At 68.9% G+C, this 19,475-nt stretch carries 11 protein-coding genes; 8 read left to right on the top strand and 3 right to left on the bottom strand.

Features of this window, described 5'->3' with window-relative positions:
* Positions 1-51: 51 nt before the first annotated feature.
* The 8 genes from ABD134_RS01890 (at position 52) to ABD134_RS01925 (ending at position 16,915) form a co-directional block, all read left to right on the top strand.
* Complete coding sequence (locus ABD134_RS01890; RefSeq protein WP_344226195.1) at positions 52-6,207, top strand: Ig-like domain-containing protein; 6,156 nt, start codon at positions 52-54, stop codon at positions 6,205-6,207.
* 56 nt (positions 6,208-6,263) lie between these two features.
* Positions 6,264-7,382 (top strand): histidinol-phosphate transaminase, encoded by a 1,119-nt coding sequence (locus ABD134_RS01895; protein WP_344226198.1) that lies wholly within the window; start codon positions 6,264-6,266, stop codon positions 7,380-7,382.
* 127 nt (positions 7,383-7,509) lie between these two features.
* On the top strand, positions 7,510-13,611 hold the full coding sequence (locus ABD134_RS01900) for an Ig-like domain-containing protein (protein ID WP_344226200.1): 6,102 nt from the start codon (positions 7,510-7,512) through the stop codon (positions 13,609-13,611).
* 57 nt (positions 13,612-13,668) lie between these two features.
* Positions 13,669-14,286: an imidazoleglycerol-phosphate dehydratase HisB gene (gene hisB, locus ABD134_RS01905; RefSeq protein WP_344226202.1), complete on the top strand. Its 618-nt coding sequence runs from the start codon at positions 13,669-13,671 to the stop codon at positions 14,284-14,286.
* A complete protein-coding gene (hisH, locus tag ABD134_RS01910) occupies positions 14,283-14,936 on the top strand; it encodes an imidazole glycerol phosphate synthase subunit HisH (RefSeq protein WP_344226205.1) in 654 nt (217 codons plus the stop codon). The genes hisB and hisH overlap by 4 nt, the downstream gene beginning before the upstream one ends.
* Complete coding sequence (locus ABD134_RS01915) at positions 14,936-15,091, top strand: hypothetical protein (protein WP_344226207.1); 156 nt, start codon at positions 14,936-14,938, stop codon at positions 15,089-15,091. Before hisH ends, ABD134_RS01915 begins: the two co-directional genes overlap by 1 nt.
* Before the next feature lie 109 nt (positions 15,092-15,200).
* Positions 15,201-15,992: a bifunctional 1-(5-phosphoribosyl)-5-((5-phosphoribosylamino)methylideneamino)imidazole-4-carboxamide isomerase/phosphoribosylanthranilate isomerase PriA gene (gene priA / locus ABD134_RS01920; RefSeq protein WP_344226209.1), complete on the top strand. Its 792-nt coding sequence runs from the start codon at positions 15,201-15,203 to the stop codon at positions 15,990-15,992.
* Complete coding sequence (locus tag ABD134_RS01925) at positions 15,989-16,915, top strand: SseB family protein (RefSeq protein ID WP_344226211.1); 927 nt, start codon at positions 15,989-15,991, stop codon at positions 16,913-16,915. Before priA ends, ABD134_RS01925 begins: the two co-directional genes overlap by 4 nt.
* Here the strand turns inward: ABD134_RS01925 and ABD134_RS01930 are convergent.
* The 3 genes from ABD134_RS01930 to ABD134_RS01940 are packed head-to-tail and all read right to left on the bottom strand — an operon-like array spanning position 16,905 to position 19,314.
* Positions 16,905-17,426: a MarR family winged helix-turn-helix transcriptional regulator gene (locus ABD134_RS01930; RefSeq protein ID WP_344226213.1), complete on the bottom strand. Its 522-nt coding sequence runs from the start codon at positions 17,424-17,426 to the stop codon at positions 16,905-16,907. The genes ABD134_RS01925 and ABD134_RS01930 overlap by 11 nt on opposite strands.
* On the bottom strand, positions 17,401-18,096 hold the full coding sequence (locus ABD134_RS01935) for a CE1759 family FMN reductase (protein ID WP_344226215.1): 696 nt from the start codon (positions 18,094-18,096) through the stop codon (positions 17,401-17,403). The genes ABD134_RS01930 and ABD134_RS01935 overlap by 26 nt, the downstream gene beginning before the upstream one ends.
* Before the next feature lie 3 nt (positions 18,097-18,099).
* The gene (locus tag ABD134_RS01940) at positions 18,100-19,314 is read right to left on the bottom strand and encodes an LLM class flavin-dependent oxidoreductase (RefSeq protein WP_344226217.1); all 1,215 of its coding nucleotides are present in this window, start codon (positions 19,312-19,314) and stop codon (positions 18,100-18,102) included.
* Positions 19,315-19,475 lie beyond the last annotated feature (161 nt).

Below are 19,475 nucleotides of genomic sequence, written 5' to 3' on the forward strand. Positions count from 1 at the left end.
GATGGCCTGGGTTCGTAGTGGGGCGGATCCATTGCCGATGACGGGGCACTCATGGGGAACAAGCGCAGGCAGATCAAGTCTGTGGCGACCCCGGTGGCCTTCTCAGCCATTGGTGCCCTCGTGGCCACCGGAGCCTTCCTCTATCCCGGTTTCGACACGGCTGACCTCGAACTGCATGATTCAGGGATCTGGGTCACCCACAACAGCGGGGGATACGTCGGCCACCTGAACCACGAGTCCAGCATCCTGGACGGTGGTTTCCGGCCCCCGATGGAGGACGTCGAACTCCACCAGGCGGATGCCACTGCCCTCATGCTGGATCCGGCCTCCGGCACCTTGACGTCCATTGACACGACGTCCATGGTCGCCGGCGACCAGATCATGCTTCCGGCCGCCCAGGGCTTCGCGCTCGGAGCGGGCGTTATCTCAGCCAGCAACCCCTCGGAGGGGGCTGTCTACGCGGGGACGGTGGACCCATCGCCACAGATTTCACCGGATGAACCGCTGTACGAGGCCGAGGGGGCCGTGACGTCGACGACGACGGTGGAGGGTGAGGTGTTCGTGGCTGACCTCGGCCAAGGCACCGTGATTCGCTTCGGGGCCGGCGACGAGCAACCCGGCGCACTGGTGGAGACCGGCCGGGACGGCGTCGAAGGGCTGGCCGGAATGCAGGAACCACAAATGGTGGCCGTGGGTGAGGTTCCCGTGGTGGTGGATCCCGCTTCCGGCACCCTGTCCTGGCCCGGCCACTCCGTTCAGGATGAGCGCCTGGTGGGTGCGGTGCCGCAGCCGTCCGGCCCCGAGGCGGACCGGATTGCCTTGTCCACGGAGTGGGATCTGCTCACCGTGGGACTGTCCAGCGGTGAGGTCCGGTCCATGAGCATCACTCCACCGACGGACCCCTCCGCTGGATCGACCACGCCTGCCGGTGCCGGCGGCGGTGTGGCGGCCACGGCTCCTGTTCGGGCCGCCGGATGCCTTCACGCCGCGTCGGCCGTCACCGGTCACTACCTGCAGGACTGCGACGGTGAAGAACAGGATCAGATCGTCCCCGTCCCGGATCTGCAGTCCAGCGCGGAGTTGGTCTTCCGGGTCAGCCGCGACGTCGTGGTGCTCAACGACACGACGTCCGGGACTAACTGGATGGTCCTGGACCAGATGAAGGTCGTCGCCAACTGGGACGACCTCGAACCGCCCAAAGGGGAAGGCGAGGAGACGGAGGAGGAATCCGACGAGGTCACCCAGGAGACCGCTCTGCCGGAGCGGCAGGAGGAGAACAGACCGCCGGTGGCGGAGGACGACAGCTTTGGCGTGCGCCCCGGGCGGACCACGCAATTGCCCGTCCTGTTCAATGACTCCGACCCTGACGGTGACGTCCTGACAGCCTCCATCGAGGGCGACCAGCCCTCCGTGGGCACCGTGCAGGAGATCATGGACGGCATCGGGATGCAGATCGTCGTCCCGGAATCCGCGAGCGGCCGGGCCGAGGTGACCTATGCGGCGCATGACGGGCGCGGCGGCACGGACACCGCCCAGATCTCCCTGAGGGTGGTGCCGGACAGTCAGAACCGGGGGCCCACGCAGGAACGCAAGGCGGTGCTCCGGGTGCCGGCGGGAGAAGCGGTGACGAGCCAGGTCCTGACTGACTGGATCGATCCGGATGGTGACGACATCCAGCTCGTGGGCGCCCTCGCCGAGGAGCCGGATACCGTCCGTACCCGTCCGGACGGTCAACTCACGTTCCAGGACAACACCGGCGAGGCCGGACGCCGTGACATCCAGGTCTCCGTGTCCGACGGGCGCGAGACCACCACGGGCACGGTGCAGATCGAGGTCCTCGAACGCGGATCGGTCCATCCGCCGATCACCCAGGCGGACCACGTCACCGTCCAGGCGGGGCAGGAGATCACGTTCTACCCGCTCGAGAACGACACCGACCCCCTCGGCGGCCAACTGCGCCTCGCCCAGGTGGCTGATGCTGAGAATGCGGAGATCGAGTACTCGGCCGCCGGGGGATCAGTGCAGTGGTCCTCGGAGGTCGCTGACACCTACTACATCGAGTACCTGGCGGCGCATGAGTACGACTCCGCTCCTGGGCTGATCCGGGTGGACGTCGTGGAGAGCGAGGAGAGTTCCGGTCTGCCGGTGGCCGTGCGTGACATCGCGCTGTTACCGGCGGGCGGCCAGACCCTCGTCAATGTTTTAGGCAATGACACCGACCCGACCGGAGGTGTGCTGTTGGTGCAGGGGGTCCAGGATGCCACGACCGCGTCCGGGGCGCCGGCCCCGTTGAAACTGGCAGTCGAGGACTTCAACCACATCCGGGTGGTGGACACCGGTGGCATGGCCGGCCCGGCGACCTTCACCTATTCAGTGTCGAACGCCCAGGGCACCTCGCAGGGCGAGGTTACGGTGGTACCGCTGCCGGAACCGGAGGTCATGCAACCGCCCTTCGCCGTCGCGGATACGGCGAACGTCCGCGTCGGTGACGTGGTCACCATCGACGTGCTGGCCAATGACACCCATCCCAACCAGGAGGAGCTGACCCTGGTGCCCGAACTCGACCGTCAGGTCGCAGAGGGTCGCGGGATTGGTTTCGTGTCCGACGGAAAGGTCAGGTTCCGTGCCGGCAGTGAGCCAGGGCGGGCCACGCTCTCCTACACGGTGCGGGCGCCGGACGGACAGGAGGCCTCGGCCACCGTGGAGATCACCATGGTGCCGATGGACCGCGAGTCAAACAACCCACCGGTGCCCCTCTCGGTGTCCGCCCGGGTGCTCTCCGGAGAATCCGTGGCGGTGCCGATCCCGTTGGATGGGATCGACCCGGACGGTGACTCCGTCACTCTGGAGGGCGTGCAGTCCCCGCCCTCCCTGGGATCCGTGCGCATGGAGAAGGGCCGGATGATCTACACCGCCTCCAACGCCGCCTCGGGTTCCGACGTCTTCACCTACTCCACCGTGGACCGGCTGGGGGCCCGTGCCACCGGTACCGTGACCATCGGGATCGCCCAGCCGCTGAGCACGAACCATCCGCCGGTCGCCTTGGACGACTCGGTCGAGGTCCGACCCGGGCGCACCATCACCACGGACGTCCTAGCCAATGACGCCGATCCGGACGGCGACCAGGTGGTCCTGGTGAAGGATCGATTCGCCCCCAGCCAGCCTGAGGTGCCGGTGGACATCGTGGATGGACGGGTTCGCGTGGTCACCCCGGAGACCGAGGGTTTCCTCAACATCGGCTACACCATCGCCGACCCTGCCGGCGCCACCGCTACGGCCAATCTCTCCATCCGCGTGGATGAGGAAGCTCCGCTGATGCCGCCCATCGCCCGCGACGACCTCGTCGGGGTCGAGGAGATCGACGGCCGGGAGCAGATCTCCGTCTCGGTCCTGGACAACGATGAGGATCCGGACGGCGCCGTGGAGGAACTCGAACTCGGCGTTGATGAGGCCGCCCAGGCAGCCGGTGCCCGGGTGGAGGGCACCAACGTGGTCGTCCCCGTGCGGTCTGCAGCACAGGTCATCATGTACACGGTGACGGACGTGGACGGTGGAGTGGGCCGGGCGTTCGTCCTGGTGCCGGGCAATGACCACCGCGCGCCGTGGCTGACCACCACCGAACCGCTGCGTGTGGTGGCCGGTGAGGAACTCCGCGTGGACCTGACGGACCACATCGGTGTCCGCGACGGCCGTACGCCACGGCTGACTGATGACAGCTCGGCGTCCGCCACCCCCGCGTCCGCCGCGTTCACCGTGGAATCGGCCACCGAGGTCCGGTTCACTGCCCCGGCCGACTACGCCGGTGGAGCGTCGGTCAACGTGACGGTGACGGATGGCGAGGACGGCTCGGACCCGAACGGGCTGGTGTCCACGCTGTCCATCCCCATCACCGTCGAGCCGCGTCCGGACGAGAACAATCCGCCGACGGTGCGGTCCAGCTCGTTGCAGATCGAGCAGGGCGGAGACCCCGTGACCCTGGACCTGAGCCCGCTGGCCACGGACCTCGACGGGGATGAACTGACCTTCTCCCGCGGTCAGATCAGCGGCGAGTTCGCAGCCGAACTCGACGGGACCGAGCTGACGGTGACCCCCTCCTCCAACGCTGAGCGGGGCACGACGGGCACCGTGGCGTTCACGGTGTCCGACGGCGAGGCCGAGCCCGTCACCGCAGAGATCACCGTCGACGTGGTGGGCACCTCTCGGGAGCTCCCACGTGCCCTCGATGATGAGATCCGGGAGGCCCGGTCCGGTGAACTCGTCACGGTCAACGTGCTGGAGAACGACATCAACCCGTTCGAGGGAGAGGCACCGCTGACCGTGACCACTGCCCAAGTGGTGACGGGCGAGGGCACCGCCGCGACGGACGGCTCCACCGTGACCGTCACCCCGGGACCGGACTACTCGGGCCGGATGCAGGTGACCTACACGATCCAGGATCTGACGGCCGACCCTACCCGGGAGGTCCAGGGCAACATCACCGTGATCGTCAAGGGCCGTCCGGACACCCCCGGCGTTCCGCGGATCGAGTCGGTGGACGACGAGACGGTCGAGCTGTCCTGGGCCGCGCCGCCGGACAACGGCGATCCGATCACCGGCTACACCGTGACGGACACGACCACCGGCTCTGCCCAGCAGTGCTCCTCCACCGCGTGTTCCATCACCGACCTGGAGAATGCCGTGGAACACCGCTTCACGGTGACGGCCACCAACAGCGTGGGCGAATCGGACGATTCGGGCCTCTCGGCGCCGGCCATTCCGGACGTACGTCCCGAGCAGCCGGTCCCGCCCACTGTGGACGCCGGTGACGGGCTCGTCGCGGTGCAGTGGACGCCGCCGGTCAACCGCGGTTCGGCCATCACGGACTATCGGGTGCAGTTGAGCCCGGCACCGCCCGGGGCTGGGCTGCGCTCGGCCGGGGCCGGTGCGTCCCTGAGTTGGGACGGACTCACCAACGGCGTGGACTACCAAATCCGCATCCAGGCAGTGAATCAGGCCGACGAACCGTCCGAGTGGTCCGGCTGGTCAGTGTCAGCGACACCGGCCGGCAGGCCCTTCGCACCCGGGACCCCGTCGGCGGTCCGGGACACCTCCGCCGTCGACGGCGGCGTGGTCCGGTTGTCCTGGTCTGCCGCGGATGACAACGGTGCTGCCCTCCAGGGTTACACGGTGACGGCGCACTCCGGCGGTTCGAGTGAGTCCCGTCCGGTTGCGGCGGGTGCCACGTCGATGAACTGGTCCGGGCTGGACCGGTCCACCGCCTACACCTTCTCCGTGGTCGCGCGGAACGCCGAGGGCACCTCCCCGTCATCTGGACGGTCCGCGGCCGTCACCCCCTACGGATTGCCCGGTGCCGTGAGCGGCCTGACCACCTCACCCACCGGAGCCAACCGCGAACTGGAGATCTCCTTCTCGGGGGCCGCGGGCAACGGCTCGCCGGTTTCTTACCAGTACTCCCTCGGCAGCGGGTGGGCGTCCCTCGGGACGTCGACGTCCTCCACCATCACTGTTCCGGCCAACGGGTCCACCTACCAACTGAGTGTCCGCGCCACGAATGCCGCCGGCGCCGGAGAGTCGCGGACCGTCTCCACTCAGGTGGCCTACGGACCGTTCACCATGCCAACGATCCGCGCCACGCCCCAGGTCGGCAGCGTGAAGTTCACCTGGAGCCCGACGAACGCCTCGACGATAGGCAACGGACGATCCGTGACCGTCACCCCGACGGTGAACTCTGCGAAGGTGGACAACAGCGGCTCGTTCACCACGGAGTGGGACAGGGAGCCCACCTCCTCCACGATGAGCATTCGGGTCTGTGTCACCGGGACCTCCACGTGTGAGACGGTGACCGAGAAGGGTACCTCCACAGCGGTCCCCGCTCCCTCCGTCAGCATCTCGCGCGGAGGCAGCGCGGCCAGTTTCGGCCAGTGTGAGTCCGGCGAGTACACGGACTGCTGGCGGACTGACAAGACCTTCTCCAACTTCGATCCGGGCACCACGATCGACTACACGTGCACGGCGATCGGCTCTTCCTCCACGGACAAACCCGGGAGAGTCTTCACCTTCGGCGACTACTCCGTCACCGTGGACGCGAACGGCAACGCCACTCAGAACAACACGAACTGCATCGCCCACGACGGGCACCGGCAGATCTGGCTGGACCTGACGAGCCACGGCATCGAGTCCAACCGCATTCAAGCCCCCGGTGACTGAGGTCTCTGCGGGACATGCGCGGGCCCGAGGTGCATCCACCGCCTAGGCTGTCTCGGGTGAGCAATTCGGATACCCAGTCCACCCCGGAGGCCCTGGCCGCCCTCCCGCTGCGCGAGAACCTGCGGGGCCTGAGCCCCTATGGCGCCCCGCAGCTGGAGGTGCCCGTCACGTTGAACACCAACGAGAACACGCATCCGGTGCCGGATCGGGTGGTGCGGGCCATCGCCGCTTCGGTGGCCGAGGCCGCCGTGACCCTGAACCGCTATCCGGACCGCGAGTTCACCGAGCTGCGCAGGCGGTTGGCCGAGTACCTGGGCCACGGGCTGTCCCAGACACAGCTCTGGGCCGCCAACGGCTCCAACGAGATCCTGCAGCAGTTGCTCCAGGCCTTCGGCGGCCCCGGACGCACGGTCATGGGCTTTCCCCCCACCTACTCCATGTACCCGTTGCTGGCCGCGGGGACGGACACCGGTTACCTGGCCGGTGTGCGCGGGGAGAACTTCTCCCTGTCCGCCGCCTCGGCCGCCCAGCAGGTCGCGGAGCAGCAGCCGAACGTCGTGCTGCTGTGCTCGCCGAACAATCCCACCGGCACGGCCCTCGGCCTGGATGTGGTCGAGGCCGTCTATGAGGCAGCCGAGGCCCACCAGGGCATGGTCGTCGTGGACGAGGCGTACGCCGAGTTCGCCCTCGCCGGCACCGAATCGGCGCTGTCCCTCTTGCCGGGCAGGCCACGGCTCGTGGTGACCCGCACGATGTCCAAGGCCTTCGCCCTGGCCGGCGCCCGGCTCGGCTACCTGGCCGCAGCACCCGAGGTCGCAGACGCCCTGCGTCTGGTGCGGCTGCCCTACCACCTCTCCGCGGTGGCCCAGGCGACGGCCAACGCCGCACTGCAGCACTACGATGTGCTGCTGGAGACCGTCGAGGACATCAAACGCCAACGGGACCGGATCGTCGAGGGCCTGCGCGCCCTGGGTCTTGATCCGGCCGTCTCAGACTCCAACTTCGTGTTCTTCGGTGGACTCGGGGATGCCCATGCCGTATGGCAGGGGCTGCTGGACCGCGGCGTGCTGGTGCGCGACGTCGGCATCGCCCACCACCTGCGCGTCACCGCCGGTACCGAGGCCGAGACCACGGCGTTCCTGGACGCACTGCGCGCGGTGTTGACCGAACCCTGAGCATCGGCGGCGTGCAGCCTGCACGTCATCTCTATACTGGGGCGGGTGACCGGTTTCGGGCACACGTGACTCGAATTTGACGGGGAGTACGGTGGCGCGCAGGGGCTGGAAGTCTATCAAGGCACCGGTGACGTTCTCCGCTGTGGGTGCCGTGGTGGCCACCGGTGCCCTTCTCTATCCCGGCTTCGAGACCGCGGAACTCGATCTGCATGACGGTGGTATCTGGGTCACCTATGACGAGGGCGGCTACGTCGGCCACCTGAACTACGAGTCCACCACCCTGGACGGCGGCCTGAAACCGCCGGTCGATCACTTCGACCTGCATCAGCAGGACGGGACGGTCCTGATGTTGGACCCCGCGTCGGGTGCACTCACCAGCATCGACCCTTCCGCGATGGCCGTCGGAGATCAGGTCATGATGCCCGCCACCGACGGATTCGCCCTCGGGGGCGGCGTCGTGTCCGCGGGCAATCCGGACGAGGGCACGGTGTTCGCCGGCACGGTGGACCCGGCTCCCCAGATCTCCGGGGAGGACCCCCTGTATGAGGGCGAGGGCACCGTGGTCTCTACCACCACTCTGGAGGGCCATGTCCTGATCGCGGACCTGCATGAGGGGACGGTGCACCGCTATGAGAGACCGGATACCGCCGGTGCCGCGTTCCAGGAGACCGACCAGAAGAGCGTCGACGGTCTGGCCGAGATGTCCGAGCCCACCATGACCACCGCCGGGGACGTGCCCGTGGTGGTGGACTCCACCGCCGGTCTGCTGTCCTGGCCCGGACACTCGATTCAGGACGACCGCCTCATCGGGGCACTGCCGCAGCCGGCAGGTCCCGCATCGGACCACCTCGCCCTGTCCACCGGCCGGAGCCTGCTCTCGGTAGATCTGGGCAGCGGCCAGGTGACCTCCCTGCCGTTGACCGATCCGGCGGATGCGGGGGCCGGCTCGGAGCAGCCCGGCGGAAGCACCGGCGTCGGGGCCGTCACGGCACCGGTACACGTCAACGGTTGCACCCACGCTGCCTCGGCGCAGACCGGCCAGTACCTACGCGACTGTGACGGCGAGGCGCAGGATGTGATCGTCCCGATCCCTGAGTTCCAGGCGGGATCCGAGCTGGTGTTCAGGGTGAACCGGGACCGCGTGGTGCTCAATGACACGGACGCCGGAACCGCCTGGATGGTTCTGGAGCAGATGAAGGTGGTCTCCAACTGGGACGACCTGGAACCACCGAAGGGTGAGGGTTCCGAAGAGGAAGAGGAATCGGACGAGGTCACACAGCAGACCGTCCTGCCGGACCGGCAGGAGGAGAACCGGCCGCCCGTGGCCGTGGACGATTCCTTCGGCGTCCGGGCCGGCCGGACCACGCAGCTGCCGGTGCTGTTCAATGACTCGGACCCTGACGGCGACGTCCTGACGGCCCGGCTTGACGGTGACCAGCCCGGCATCGGAACGGTGCAGCGCATCCTGGACGGCGTGGGGATGCAGATCGTGGTCCCGGACTCCGCCAGCGGCTCGGAGACGATCACCTACATCGCCGACGACGGCCGGCAGGGGACAGATACCGCCCAGGTCAACCTGCGCGTGGTGCCTGATTCGGAGAACAACGCCCCGACGCAGGAACGGGTGCCGGTGTTGCGCGTGCCGGCCGGTGAGTCCGTGACCGCCCAGGTGTTGACCGACTGGCTGGATCCGGATGGCGACGACCTGCAGCTCACCGGCGCAGCGGCCGATGACCCGGACTCGGTCCGGACCCGCCCGGACGGTCAGCTGACTTTCCAGGACAACACGGGTGACCCCGGCACCCGCGAGATCCAGGTGACCGTCTCCGATGGGCGTGAGAGCTCCACCGGCACGGCCCGGATCGAGGTGCTGGAACCGGGGGGCATCCAACCTCCGGTCACCCAGGCCGACCATGTCACGGTCCAGGCTGGACAGGACGTCACCCTGCAACCGCTGGAGAATGACGAGGACCCGCTCGGCGGCCAACTGCGGCTGGCCTACGTGAGCACGCTGCCGGAATTGGAGGTCTCCTACAGCACCACGGCCGGGACCGTGCAGATCACCGGGTCCACCCCGGGCACGTACTACCTCGAATACGTGTCCGCCAACGAGTTCGACTCCGCCCCGGGGCTGATCCGCGTGGACGTACTGCCCGAGGGTGAGGACGGCGGATTGCCGGTCGCCGTGCGGGACACCGCGCTGCTGCCCGCCGGCGGGGAGGTGCTGGTCAACGTGCTCGGCAATGACACCGACCCGGCCGGAGGTCTGCTGGTCGTCCAGGGGGTCGAGGGCCTCGGCGGCGCCGAAGGCGATGCCTCACCCATCACGGTGGCGGTTGAGGACTTCAACCATGTCCGAGTGGTGGACAGTGGTGGACTGAACGGACCCATCACGTTCACGTACCGGGTGGCCAACGCCCATGGCACGTCAACGGGGGAGGTGACCGTGGTCCCCCTGCCGTCCCCGGAGGTCCTCCAGCCTCCCGTGGCCACGGCAGATTCGGAGACGGTGCGGGCGGGAGACATCGTCACCGTGGACGTGCTGGCAAACGACTCGCATCCCAATCATGGTGATCTCACCCTGGAAACGGACCTAGTGAAGGAACCGGTCGAGGGGAGGGGCCGGGCCTTCGTCTCCGATGGCATGCTGCGGTACCGGGCCGGCAACGAGGCCGGCCGGGTCAACGTCTCCTATGAGGTCAGCGGCCCTGATGGACAGAAGGCCTCTGCCCCGGTGGAGTTCACCGTGACACCCATGGACCGCGCCGCGAACAACCCACCCGTGCCACCGTCGGTCCAGGCGCGGGTGCTGGCCGGCAACGCCGTGACCGTGCCGGTCGACCTCAATGGCACCGATCCGGACGGCGATTCGGTGACCCTGGTGGGCGTGCAGTCCCCGCCGACCCAGGGGTCCGTGCGGATGGAGGAGGGGAGGCTTGTCTACACGGCGACCGAGTCCGCTGCGGGCACGGACACGTTCACCTATCAGGTCGCCGACCGGCTGGGGGCCATCGCCACCGGCACCGTGTCGGTGGGCATCGCGCAGCCCCCGACCGTGAACCACCCTCCCGTGGCCCTGGATGATTCCGTGGAGGTCCGGCCGGGCCGCACCTTCACCACCAATGTGCTGGTCAACGACGCCGACCCGGATGGAGACCCGGTCGCCCTGGTCGAGGGAGGGTTCCAGTCCTCGGCGCCGGACACGGCCGTGGAGATCGCCGACGGCCGCGTACGGGTCACCGCCCCCGAGGAGGCCGGACACGTGAACCTGCAGTACACGATCGCGGATCCGGCCGGAGCCACGGACACCGCCAACCTCTCCATCGGAATCGACCCCGATGCGCCGCTCATGCCGCCGATCGCCCGCGATGATGCGGTCGGTGTGGAGCAGATCGCCGATCAGCAGCAGGTGGCCGTCCCCGTGCTGACCAACGACGAGGACCCGGACGGCGACGTCGGGGACCTGGAGATCTCCCTCGACCCCGCCGCGGAGGCCGCGGGGGCCAGGGTCCAGGCGGATGAGGTGGTGGTGCCCGTCGCCCAGGACGCCCAGACCCTGATGTATACGATCACCGACGTTGACGGCGGCACCGGCCACGCCTTCATCCTGATTCCTGGCCAGGATGCCCGGGCCCCCTGGCTGACCCTCGAGGAACCCCTGGAGGTGATGGCCGGGGACCCGCTCCGGGTGGATCTGACGGACCACATCGGCGTCCGGGACGGTCGCACCCCGCAGCTGACCGGCGATGACGCCGCGGCCGCAGCACCGGCGTCCGCGCGCCTCGACATCGGCTCGGCCACCGAGGTCACCTTCACATCGGATCCCGGATATGCGGGCAGCGCCTCGATCAACGTGTCCGTCACGGACGGCGAGGGCGGCGGCGACCCCAACGGTCTGGTCTCCACGCTCTCCCTCCCGGTCTCGGTGGTGCCCCGCCCGGACCAGAACACCCCGCCCACGGTCCAGTCCAGTTCCCTGGAGGTGGAACAGGGCGGAGACCCGGCCGTCCTGGACCTGGCCCCGCTGGCCCGGGATCCCGACGGCGACGACCTCACCCTCGCGCTCGGCGCGGTCTCCGGCGAGATCGCAGCCGAGTTGACCGGCACGGTCTTGACCGTGACTCCCTCCTCGAACGCCGAGCGGGGAACGTCCGGTTCCGTCGGGTTCACGGTGTCCGATGGTGAAACTGATCCGGTACCGGCGGAGATCTCCGTGCAGGTCGTGGGTACCTCCCGGCCGGCGCCGCTGGCGCTGGACGACGAGGTGCCGGAAGGGCGGGCGGGTGAACCCGTCACCGTCGACGTACTGGCCAATGACGTGAACCCCTTCGCCGACGAGGGGCCGCTGACCGTGATCTCCGCGACGGTGACCACAGGCTCGGGCTCCGCCGCGACGGACGGCACCACCGTCACCATCACCCCGGACGCGGACTATTCCGGGCGGATGCAGGTCACCTATGGCATCGAGGACATCACCGGGGACCCCACCCGCCAGGCGCAAGGAACGGTCACCGTGGTGGTCAAGGGTGCCCCGGGCGCTCCCGGGGTCCCACGCATCGAGGGCGTGGAGGATGGTGAGGTCTCGTTGTCCTGGGCCGCGCCCACGGACAACGGGGCGCCCATCACCGGCTATACCGTGACTGATACCACCACAGGCGCCACCCAGGCGTGCTCGGCCACCGCGTGCACCATCACGGGGCTGGCCAACGCCGTTGAGCATCGGTTCTCAGTGACTGCCACCAACGAGGTGGGGGAGTCGGAAGCCTCTGGACCTTCGGCTCCCGCAGTTCCCGACGTGCGTCCGGAGATGCCCGCCGCGCCCACCCTCGTGGCCGGGGACGGCGTAGTGGATCTGACCTGGGCCGCGCCGGAGAACCGCGGCTCGGCGATCACCTCCTACCGGGTGCAGGTCTCACCGGCGCTCAGTGGGTCCGCGACCCGCACCACCGGAGCCGGGACGTCCCTACGCTGGGACGGCCTGGGCAATGGGGTGCCCTACCGGTTCCGGCTCCAGGCGGTCAATCAGGCCGAGGAGCCCTCCCAGTGGTCCGCGTGGTCCACCGACGCCGTCCCGGCCGGCAAGCCGTTCGCCCCGGGCACCCCCTCAGCGGTCAAGGACGAGTCCGTGGTGCACGGCGGTGTGGTGCGGGTGGCGTGGTCGGCGGCCGATGACAACGGTGCGGCCCTTGAGGGATACACCGTGCGGGCCCATGCCGGCGGTTCGGTGGTCGATACCCGGCGGGTCGGACCCGGAACCACGTCCCTGGACTGGTCCGGGCTGGACAAGTCCACGGGGTACTCCTTCTCCGTGATGGCCTCGAACGGGGAAGGCGACTCGCCGGCGTCGGGACCATCGGCGTCCGTGACGCCGTACGGACAGCCAGGCCCGATCTCCGGACTGACGACCTCGGCCACCGGGGCCGACCGGAAACTGAGTATTTCCTTCTCGGGGGCGGCGAGCAACGGTTCGCCGGTGAGCTATGAGTACTCCCTCGGCGGAGGGTGGGCCAGCCTCGGGTCCAGCACCTCCGGGACCATCACGGTTCCGGCCAACGGCACCAGCTACCCGCTGACGGTACGGGCCAAGAACGCGGCCGGAGCGGGCACCTCCCAGAAGGCCTCCACCGCCATCGCCTACGGGCCGCTGAAACCGCCGGCCATCACGGCCACGGAGAGCCAGGGCCGCGTCGCGTTCTCCTGGGGCACCAACACGGCCACCGCCGGCAACGGGCGCAACGCCACCATGACCGCCACCCTCAACGGCCGGCAGATTCAGAACAGCGGCTCGCACACCACCGAGTGGGTCCGTCCGGCCACGGGCTACACCCTGGAGGTGACGGTGTGCGCCGACGGTGACTGCGCCACCTCAGAACGCCCGGCCACCTCTCAACGAGTGCCCGACCCCACGACCAGTCTCGCCCTCGGGGCGGCGTTCGGGGACCCGGAGGCCTGCGGCGGCGACAACGCCTTCAAAAACTGCCACTACTCCGTGCTCAACGCCCGCGGCTTCGAGCCCCACCAGGCCGTGACCGGCGGCACCTGCCGGGGTATCAGAGCCGAGGACGGCCGGGAGACCTCCTGGTATCCGGGCGAGGTCGACTTCATCGCGGATGCTGAGGGCCGGCTCGTGAACGGCAACGTCGGGTGCCAGCCGCACGATGCGCTCTCGGCAGTGTGGATCGAGATCGGCGGTACGGTGACCAACCGCATCTACGCCCCCTGGCGCTGAGCACCGGTAGACTGGACCACCGGATCCCCACCCACTCACACGAGGAGCTGAGCCGCCATGGGCGCAGAGCTGATATCCGGACGCAAGGCCCGGATCCAGCGAACCACTTCCGAGTCCGACGTCTACGTCGAGATGGACCTGGACGGAACGGGCTCCTCGGAGATCTCCACCTCCGTGCCGTTCTACGACCACATGCTGACGGCCCTGGCCAAGCACTCACAGATCGACCTGACGGTGCGGGCCACGGGGGACATCCACATCGACGTGCACCACACCGTCGAGGACGTGGCGATCTCGCTCGGCGAGGTCCTGAAGACCGCACTGGGGGACAAGGCGGGCATCCGCCGTTTCGGCGAGGCGTCGGTGCCGCTGGACGAGGCGCTGGCGCGCGCCGTCGTCGACGTCTCCGGGCGCCCCTACCTGGTGCACGAGGGTGAGCCGGAGGGCCAGCAATACCACCTGATCGGCGGACACTTCACCGGGTCCATGACGCGCCACGTCTTCGAGGCCATCACCTACCACGCGTCGATCTGCCTGCACATGGACATCGTCCGCGGCCGGGACCCCCACCACATCGTGGAGGCGCAGTTCAAGGCGTTCGCACGGGCCCTGCGCGCCGCGGTGGAGGACGACCCGCGGGTGACCGGGGTCCCGTCCACGAAGGGAGCGCTATGACCGGAACTCGCTCCGGTTCTCGGCCGACCGTCGCTGTCCTCGACTACGGCTCGGGCAACACACACTCCGCCGTGCGCGCCCTGCAGCGGGCCGGGGCGGACGCCGAATTGACGGCAGACGCGGACGCCGTGATGAACGCGGACGGGCTCGTGGTCCCCGGCGTGGGCGCCTTCCAGTCCGTCATGGAATCCCTCCAGGCCACCGGCGCCACCCGGTGGATCGGCCGCCGTGTGGCCGGCGGCCGGCCCGTGCTCGGCATCTGCGTGGGTCACCAGATCCTGTTCGACGCCGGTGTGGAACACGGAGTGCGCACCGAAGGCATGGCCGAGTGGCCCGGCGTGGTGGAGGCGCTGCCGGCCCCGATCGTGCCGCACATGGGCTGGAACACCGTGCGGCCACCCGCCGGCTCAGATCTGTTCCGCGGGATCGAGGACGAGCGCTTCTACTTCGTGCACTCCTACGGGGTGCTGGACTGGACCTTCGACCAGACCCACCAGGCGATGAACCCGCCGCGGGTGACCTGGTCGAACCACGGGGCCGACTTCATCGCAGCCGTGGAGAACGGCCCGCTGTCCGCCACCCAGTTCCACCCGGAGAAGTCCGGGGACGCCGGCATGCAGCTGCTCACCAACTGGCTGGGAACCCTCTGATGCCGTACTGGACCACCCTGCTCATCGCTCTGGGCGGCCTGCTGCTCGGCGGGGCCTACTCGCTGCGCAAGCAGAAGTTCCCGGTGTGGCTACAGATCGGCTTCGTGGTCTGCGCCGTGATGGCGATCGTGGCCGGATTCCTGCTGCTTCCGTAGGCGCCCGGCCCAATCGACTCACCTGAGTTACGCCCTGACTCTGCTGGTTCTCATTTCTGATGTCTCTACTCCTGTTGTCTCTATTTCCGCATTCCCGAGAGGATCCACGTTGACCGAGAAGAAGCTTGAACTGCTGCCCGCCGTGGACGTCCAGGACGGCCAGGCCGTACGGCTCGTCCAAGGCGAGGCCGGCACTGCCACCGGGTACGGAGAACCCCTGGAGGCCGCTCTGGCCTTCCAGCAGGCCGGCGCCGAGTGGATCCACCTGGTGGACCTGGACGCAGCGTTCGGCCGCGGTGACAACCGCGAGGTCATGTCCCGGGTGGTCACGGAACTGGGCGTGAAGATCGAGCTCTCCGGTGGCATCCGGGACGACGCCTCCCTGGAGAACGCCCTGGAGATGGGCGCCACCCGCGTCAACCTCGGCACCGCCGCCCTGGAGGATCCCGAGTGGACAGCACGGGTCATCGAGCGCTTCGGTGACCAGATCGCCGTCGGGCTGGACGTGCGCGGGACCACCCTGGCCGCCCGCGGCTGGACGAAGGAGGGTGGGGACCTCTGGGAGGTGCTGGCGCGCCTCGAGGAGGCCGGCTGCTCCCGCTACGTCGTCACCGATGTCACCAAGGACGGCACCCTGAAGGGCCCGAACACGGAACTGCTGGCCGAAGTCGCCACGAGGACCGCCAAGCCCGTGGTGGCCTCCGGTGGCATCTCCTCGCTGGAGGACATCTCCGCGCTCTACGCGATGGTGGGCGTGGGGACCGCCGGCCCAGGAGCAGGAGTCGAGGGCGCCATCATGGGCAAGGCCCTCTACGCCGGCCGCTTCACGCTCGAGCAGGCGCTCGCCGTAGCCTCCGGCGCCACCATCGAAGCGGCGGTGGCGGAGTACCCCGCCCCGTGAGTGGTCCCGACTCCGGCCCTCACCTCCCCGGGCATATCCAGGCCGCCATCCAGCGCAACCTGGAGCGCCAGCACCGGGACGACGCCGGCCGCCCCGCCGACTCGGCCGGCCTCGCCTGGGAGGGGCGGGACCTCTCCGGAGAGGGGATCGACGGCTCGGCCAACCCGCTGCACGCCTTCGACACGGACGATGGCACTGCGGACCCCGCCTGGGGCCCGGTGTTGGACCGCTTGGCGGCTGGCGAGGCCGGAGAGCCCTCCGTGGTGGACGTGCTGTCCCGCATGCGCGTGTTCGCCGCCGTGCTGCCGACGGTCGCCGAGACGGCCCGCGATCAGGACGGGCACGCCGACCACGAGCACGGGGACAAGGAGTCGGACATCTCCCTGGTGACGCTGAAGGCTCCGGACGGCCGGACGGCCCTTCCTGTCTTCACCAACGTCCCCGCCCTGACGGCATGGCATCCGCAGGCCAGGCCCGTGGCCACGTGGATGCCGCGTGCGTGCCTGTCCGCCGTGGACGAGGGGGCCGAGCTGGTCGTGGTAGATCCGGCGGCCGAGTGCACCTTCGTGGTACGGCGGCCGGCTGTGTGGGCGTTGGCCCAGCAGCAGGACTGGACGCCGTCGTACGCGGATGAGGTGCTGGCCGGTGAGCTGTCATCCATCGTGGATCTGGTGCCCGGACTGGAGAGTATCGGCCTGGCACCTGGCTCCGGCGTGGCCTCCCGTACCGCCTCCGGTGCTGTGCTGCCGGGCGGCGGCTCCGGGCCGGAACTGCGGCTCGTGGCCTACCCGGACCCCGTGCTGGCGGCTGCCCGGGATGAGGCCGGGTTGCGGCTGTTGGCCGCGACCTTGCAGCAGGTGCTCGGCGAGGTGCCCTCCCTGGCCGAGAAGGCGGATTCGGTGGAGATCACCGTCAGCAGTTGAGGGAGTCCGGCTCCCGGCCCTCCAACGACCGGCCCAGCCGGGAGAACACTCGGAGCAGTGTCTCGGCCTCGCCGTCGTCTAGCCGGTCCAGGAACAGGGCCTGCACCTGGCGGGAGTGCACGGCCGCGGCCCTACGGAAGAGGTGCCGGCCGGCGTCGGTGATCACGGCCTCCGCCCCGCGCCGGTCGGTGGCCGCGGCACACCGCTCCACCAGGCCTCGCTGCTCCAGTGTTCTGACCTGGTAGGTCACGCGAGAGGGAGAGAAGACCATCAGCCGGGCCAGCTCTCCCATGCGCAACCGTCCCTCCGGCGCCTCGGAGAGGAGCAGCAGCAGGTTGTAGTCGGCCAGGTGCAGTTCGGCCGACTCCTTCAGGGTCCGGTCGAGGCGGTCCTGCAGCAGGGCCGTGGCCTCGAAGTAGGCCCGCCACGCCTGCCAGTCAACGTCAGCCTCAGTGGCGCCGGGGGCGGAGGTCCGGGACCAGGCGTCAGTTTCCGCGGAGGAGCTGGTCAAAGGGAATCACCTCCATGGGTTTCACCTCACCGGTGGCCCTGCGCGGACGGGCCGGCAGCCGCCCGACCACCGAGGCCAGGTCGGCACCCGCGGCCTCGATCCGCGTCTGCAGCGGAGTGGTCCGGGCCGACTCCTGGCCGCCGGTGACCTCGCCCCAGTCGTCCGAGGCGGCGAACACCGAGGAGGACAGGACCTTGGAACGCAGGTAGCTGAACAGCGGCCGCAGTGCGGTATCGATCATCAGCGAATGGCGTGGCGTGCCGCCGGTGGCGCCGAGCAGCACGGGGACGCCACGCAGGGCATCGTTGTCCACCAGGTCCCAGAAGGATTTGAACAGGCCCGAATAGCTGGCCTTGAAGGTGGGGGACACGGTGACGATGCCGTCGGCCTGCTCCACCTGGTCCAGTGCGGCCTGCAGGTCTGCCGACCGGGCCGGGTTGACCGTGGCCTCGGCGATCTCCGTGGCCAGCAGTCTCAGCTCCACCACATGGATCTCGGGGACGATCCCCTCAGTGGAGAGGTGGTCCGCCGCGGCCGCTGCCATCCGATTCGCCAGCATCAGCGAGGAGGACGGGTCGCCCAGTCCGCCGGAGACCACCACGAGGTGGCGGGCCTGCGGCGTGAAGGGATCCGTGGCGGCGGGGGAGCCGAAATCCGGGGTTTCATCCATGGCTCAATTCTCCTTCGTGCTGGTGCTGGTGCTGTTGCTCGGGGCGGCGTCAGCGCTGGACGCGGCGGCCTGCGCGGCATGCTCCTGCGCATCCTTCCAGGCCGGTGAGCCCTCCTTGCCGCCGGGGACGGGGGCCTCGCCGCGACGGGCGCGCTCCACGAGGAACTCGTGGGTCGGTGCCTCGGGCACGTCCGCGGGCTTGAGCTTCGCGAACTCCTTCCGAAGTACTGGCAGGACCTCCTCTCCCAGGAGATCGAGCTGCTCCAGCACCACGTCAGTCGGCAGGCCGGCGTGGTCCATGAGGAACATCTGCCGCTGGTAGTCGCCCACCCAGTCGCGGAACTCGAGCGTGCGCTCGATGACCTGTTGTGGGGACCCGACGGTCAACGGGGTCATCTTGGTGAACTGCTCCAGGGATGGGCCGTGGCCGTACACCGGGGCGTTGTCGAAGTACGGGCGGAACTGCTTCACGGCGTCCTGCGAGTTCTTGGCCATGAAGGCCTGGCCACCCAGGCCGACATAGGCCTGGTGGGCCTGGCCATGTCCGTAGTACTCATAGCGCTGGCGGTAGAGCTGCACCATCTGGATGATGTGCTCCTTGTTCCAGAAGATGTTGTTGTGGAAGAACCCATCGCCGTAGTACGCGGCCTGCTCGGCGATCTCCGCGGAACGGATCGAGCCGTGCCACACGAACGGCGCGACGCCGTCCAGCGGCTGCGGGGTCAGCGTGAAGTCCTGCAGCGGGGTGCGGAAGCGGCCCTGCCAGTCGATGTTCTCCTCGTGCCACAGGCGGTAGAGCAGGTGGTAGTTCTCCACGGCCAGCGGGATGCCCTGGCGGATGTCCTTGCCGAACCAGGGGTACACCGGCCCGGTGTTGCCGCGGCCCATGGTCAGATCCACGCGGCCATCCGCCAGGTGCTGCAGGTAGGAGTAGTCCTCAGCCAGGCGCACCGGGTCCATGGTGGTGATCAGCGTGGTGGCGGTGGAGAGGATGAGCTTTTCGGTCTGAGCCGCCAGGAACGCCAGCAGGGTGGGCGGGTTGCCAGGGGCCACGAAGGGCGGGTTGTGGTGCTGGCCAGTGGCGAAGACCTCGAAGCCGGCCTGTTCGGCGTGCTTCGCGATCTTCACGGTGTTCTTGATCCGCTGGTGCTCAGTGGGGGTCGTCCCATTGGTGGGGTCCGTGGTGATGTCGCCGATGGTGAAGATGCCGAACTGCATGGTTGCTCCTTGCTGGCTTCCGGTATGGCCGCCGGTGGGCCTTGTTCTGAGTGTTGCAAATTTGAATCATCTGGTCCAACGGTAAGACGCCTCGGACTATTCCCTGCACTGTTGCCTGCTCTTCTCCCTGGCCTTCACCGGCCCCCACCGCGCGTCCGGTT

This window comes from Citricoccus alkalitolerans, from assembly GCF_039528175.1.
Classification (GTDB): Bacteria; Actinomycetota; Actinomycetes; order Actinomycetales; family Micrococcaceae; genus Citricoccus; species Citricoccus alkalitolerans.

Coding starts and splice junctions, on each gene's coding strand:
- ABD134_RS01890 (WP_344226195.1), top strand. CDS start 52: ATGGGGAACAAGCGCAGGCAGATCAAGTCTGTGGCGACCCCGGTGGCC.
- ABD134_RS01935 (WP_344226215.1), bottom strand. CDS start 18,096: ATGGATGAAACCCCGGATTTCGGCTCCCCCGCCGCCACGGATCCCTTC.
- ABD134_RS01915 (WP_344226207.1), top strand. CDS start 14,936: ATGCCGTACTGGACCACCCTGCTCATCGCTCTGGGCGGCCTGCTGCTC.
- hisB (WP_344226202.1), top strand. CDS start 13,669: ATGGGCGCAGAGCTGATATCCGGACGCAAGGCCCGGATCCAGCGAACC.
- ABD134_RS01940 (WP_344226217.1), bottom strand. CDS start 19,314: ATGCAGTTCGGCATCTTCACCATCGGCGACATCACCACGGACCCCACC.
- hisH (WP_344226205.1), top strand. CDS start 14,283: ATGACCGGAACTCGCTCCGGTTCTCGGCCGACCGTCGCTGTCCTCGAC.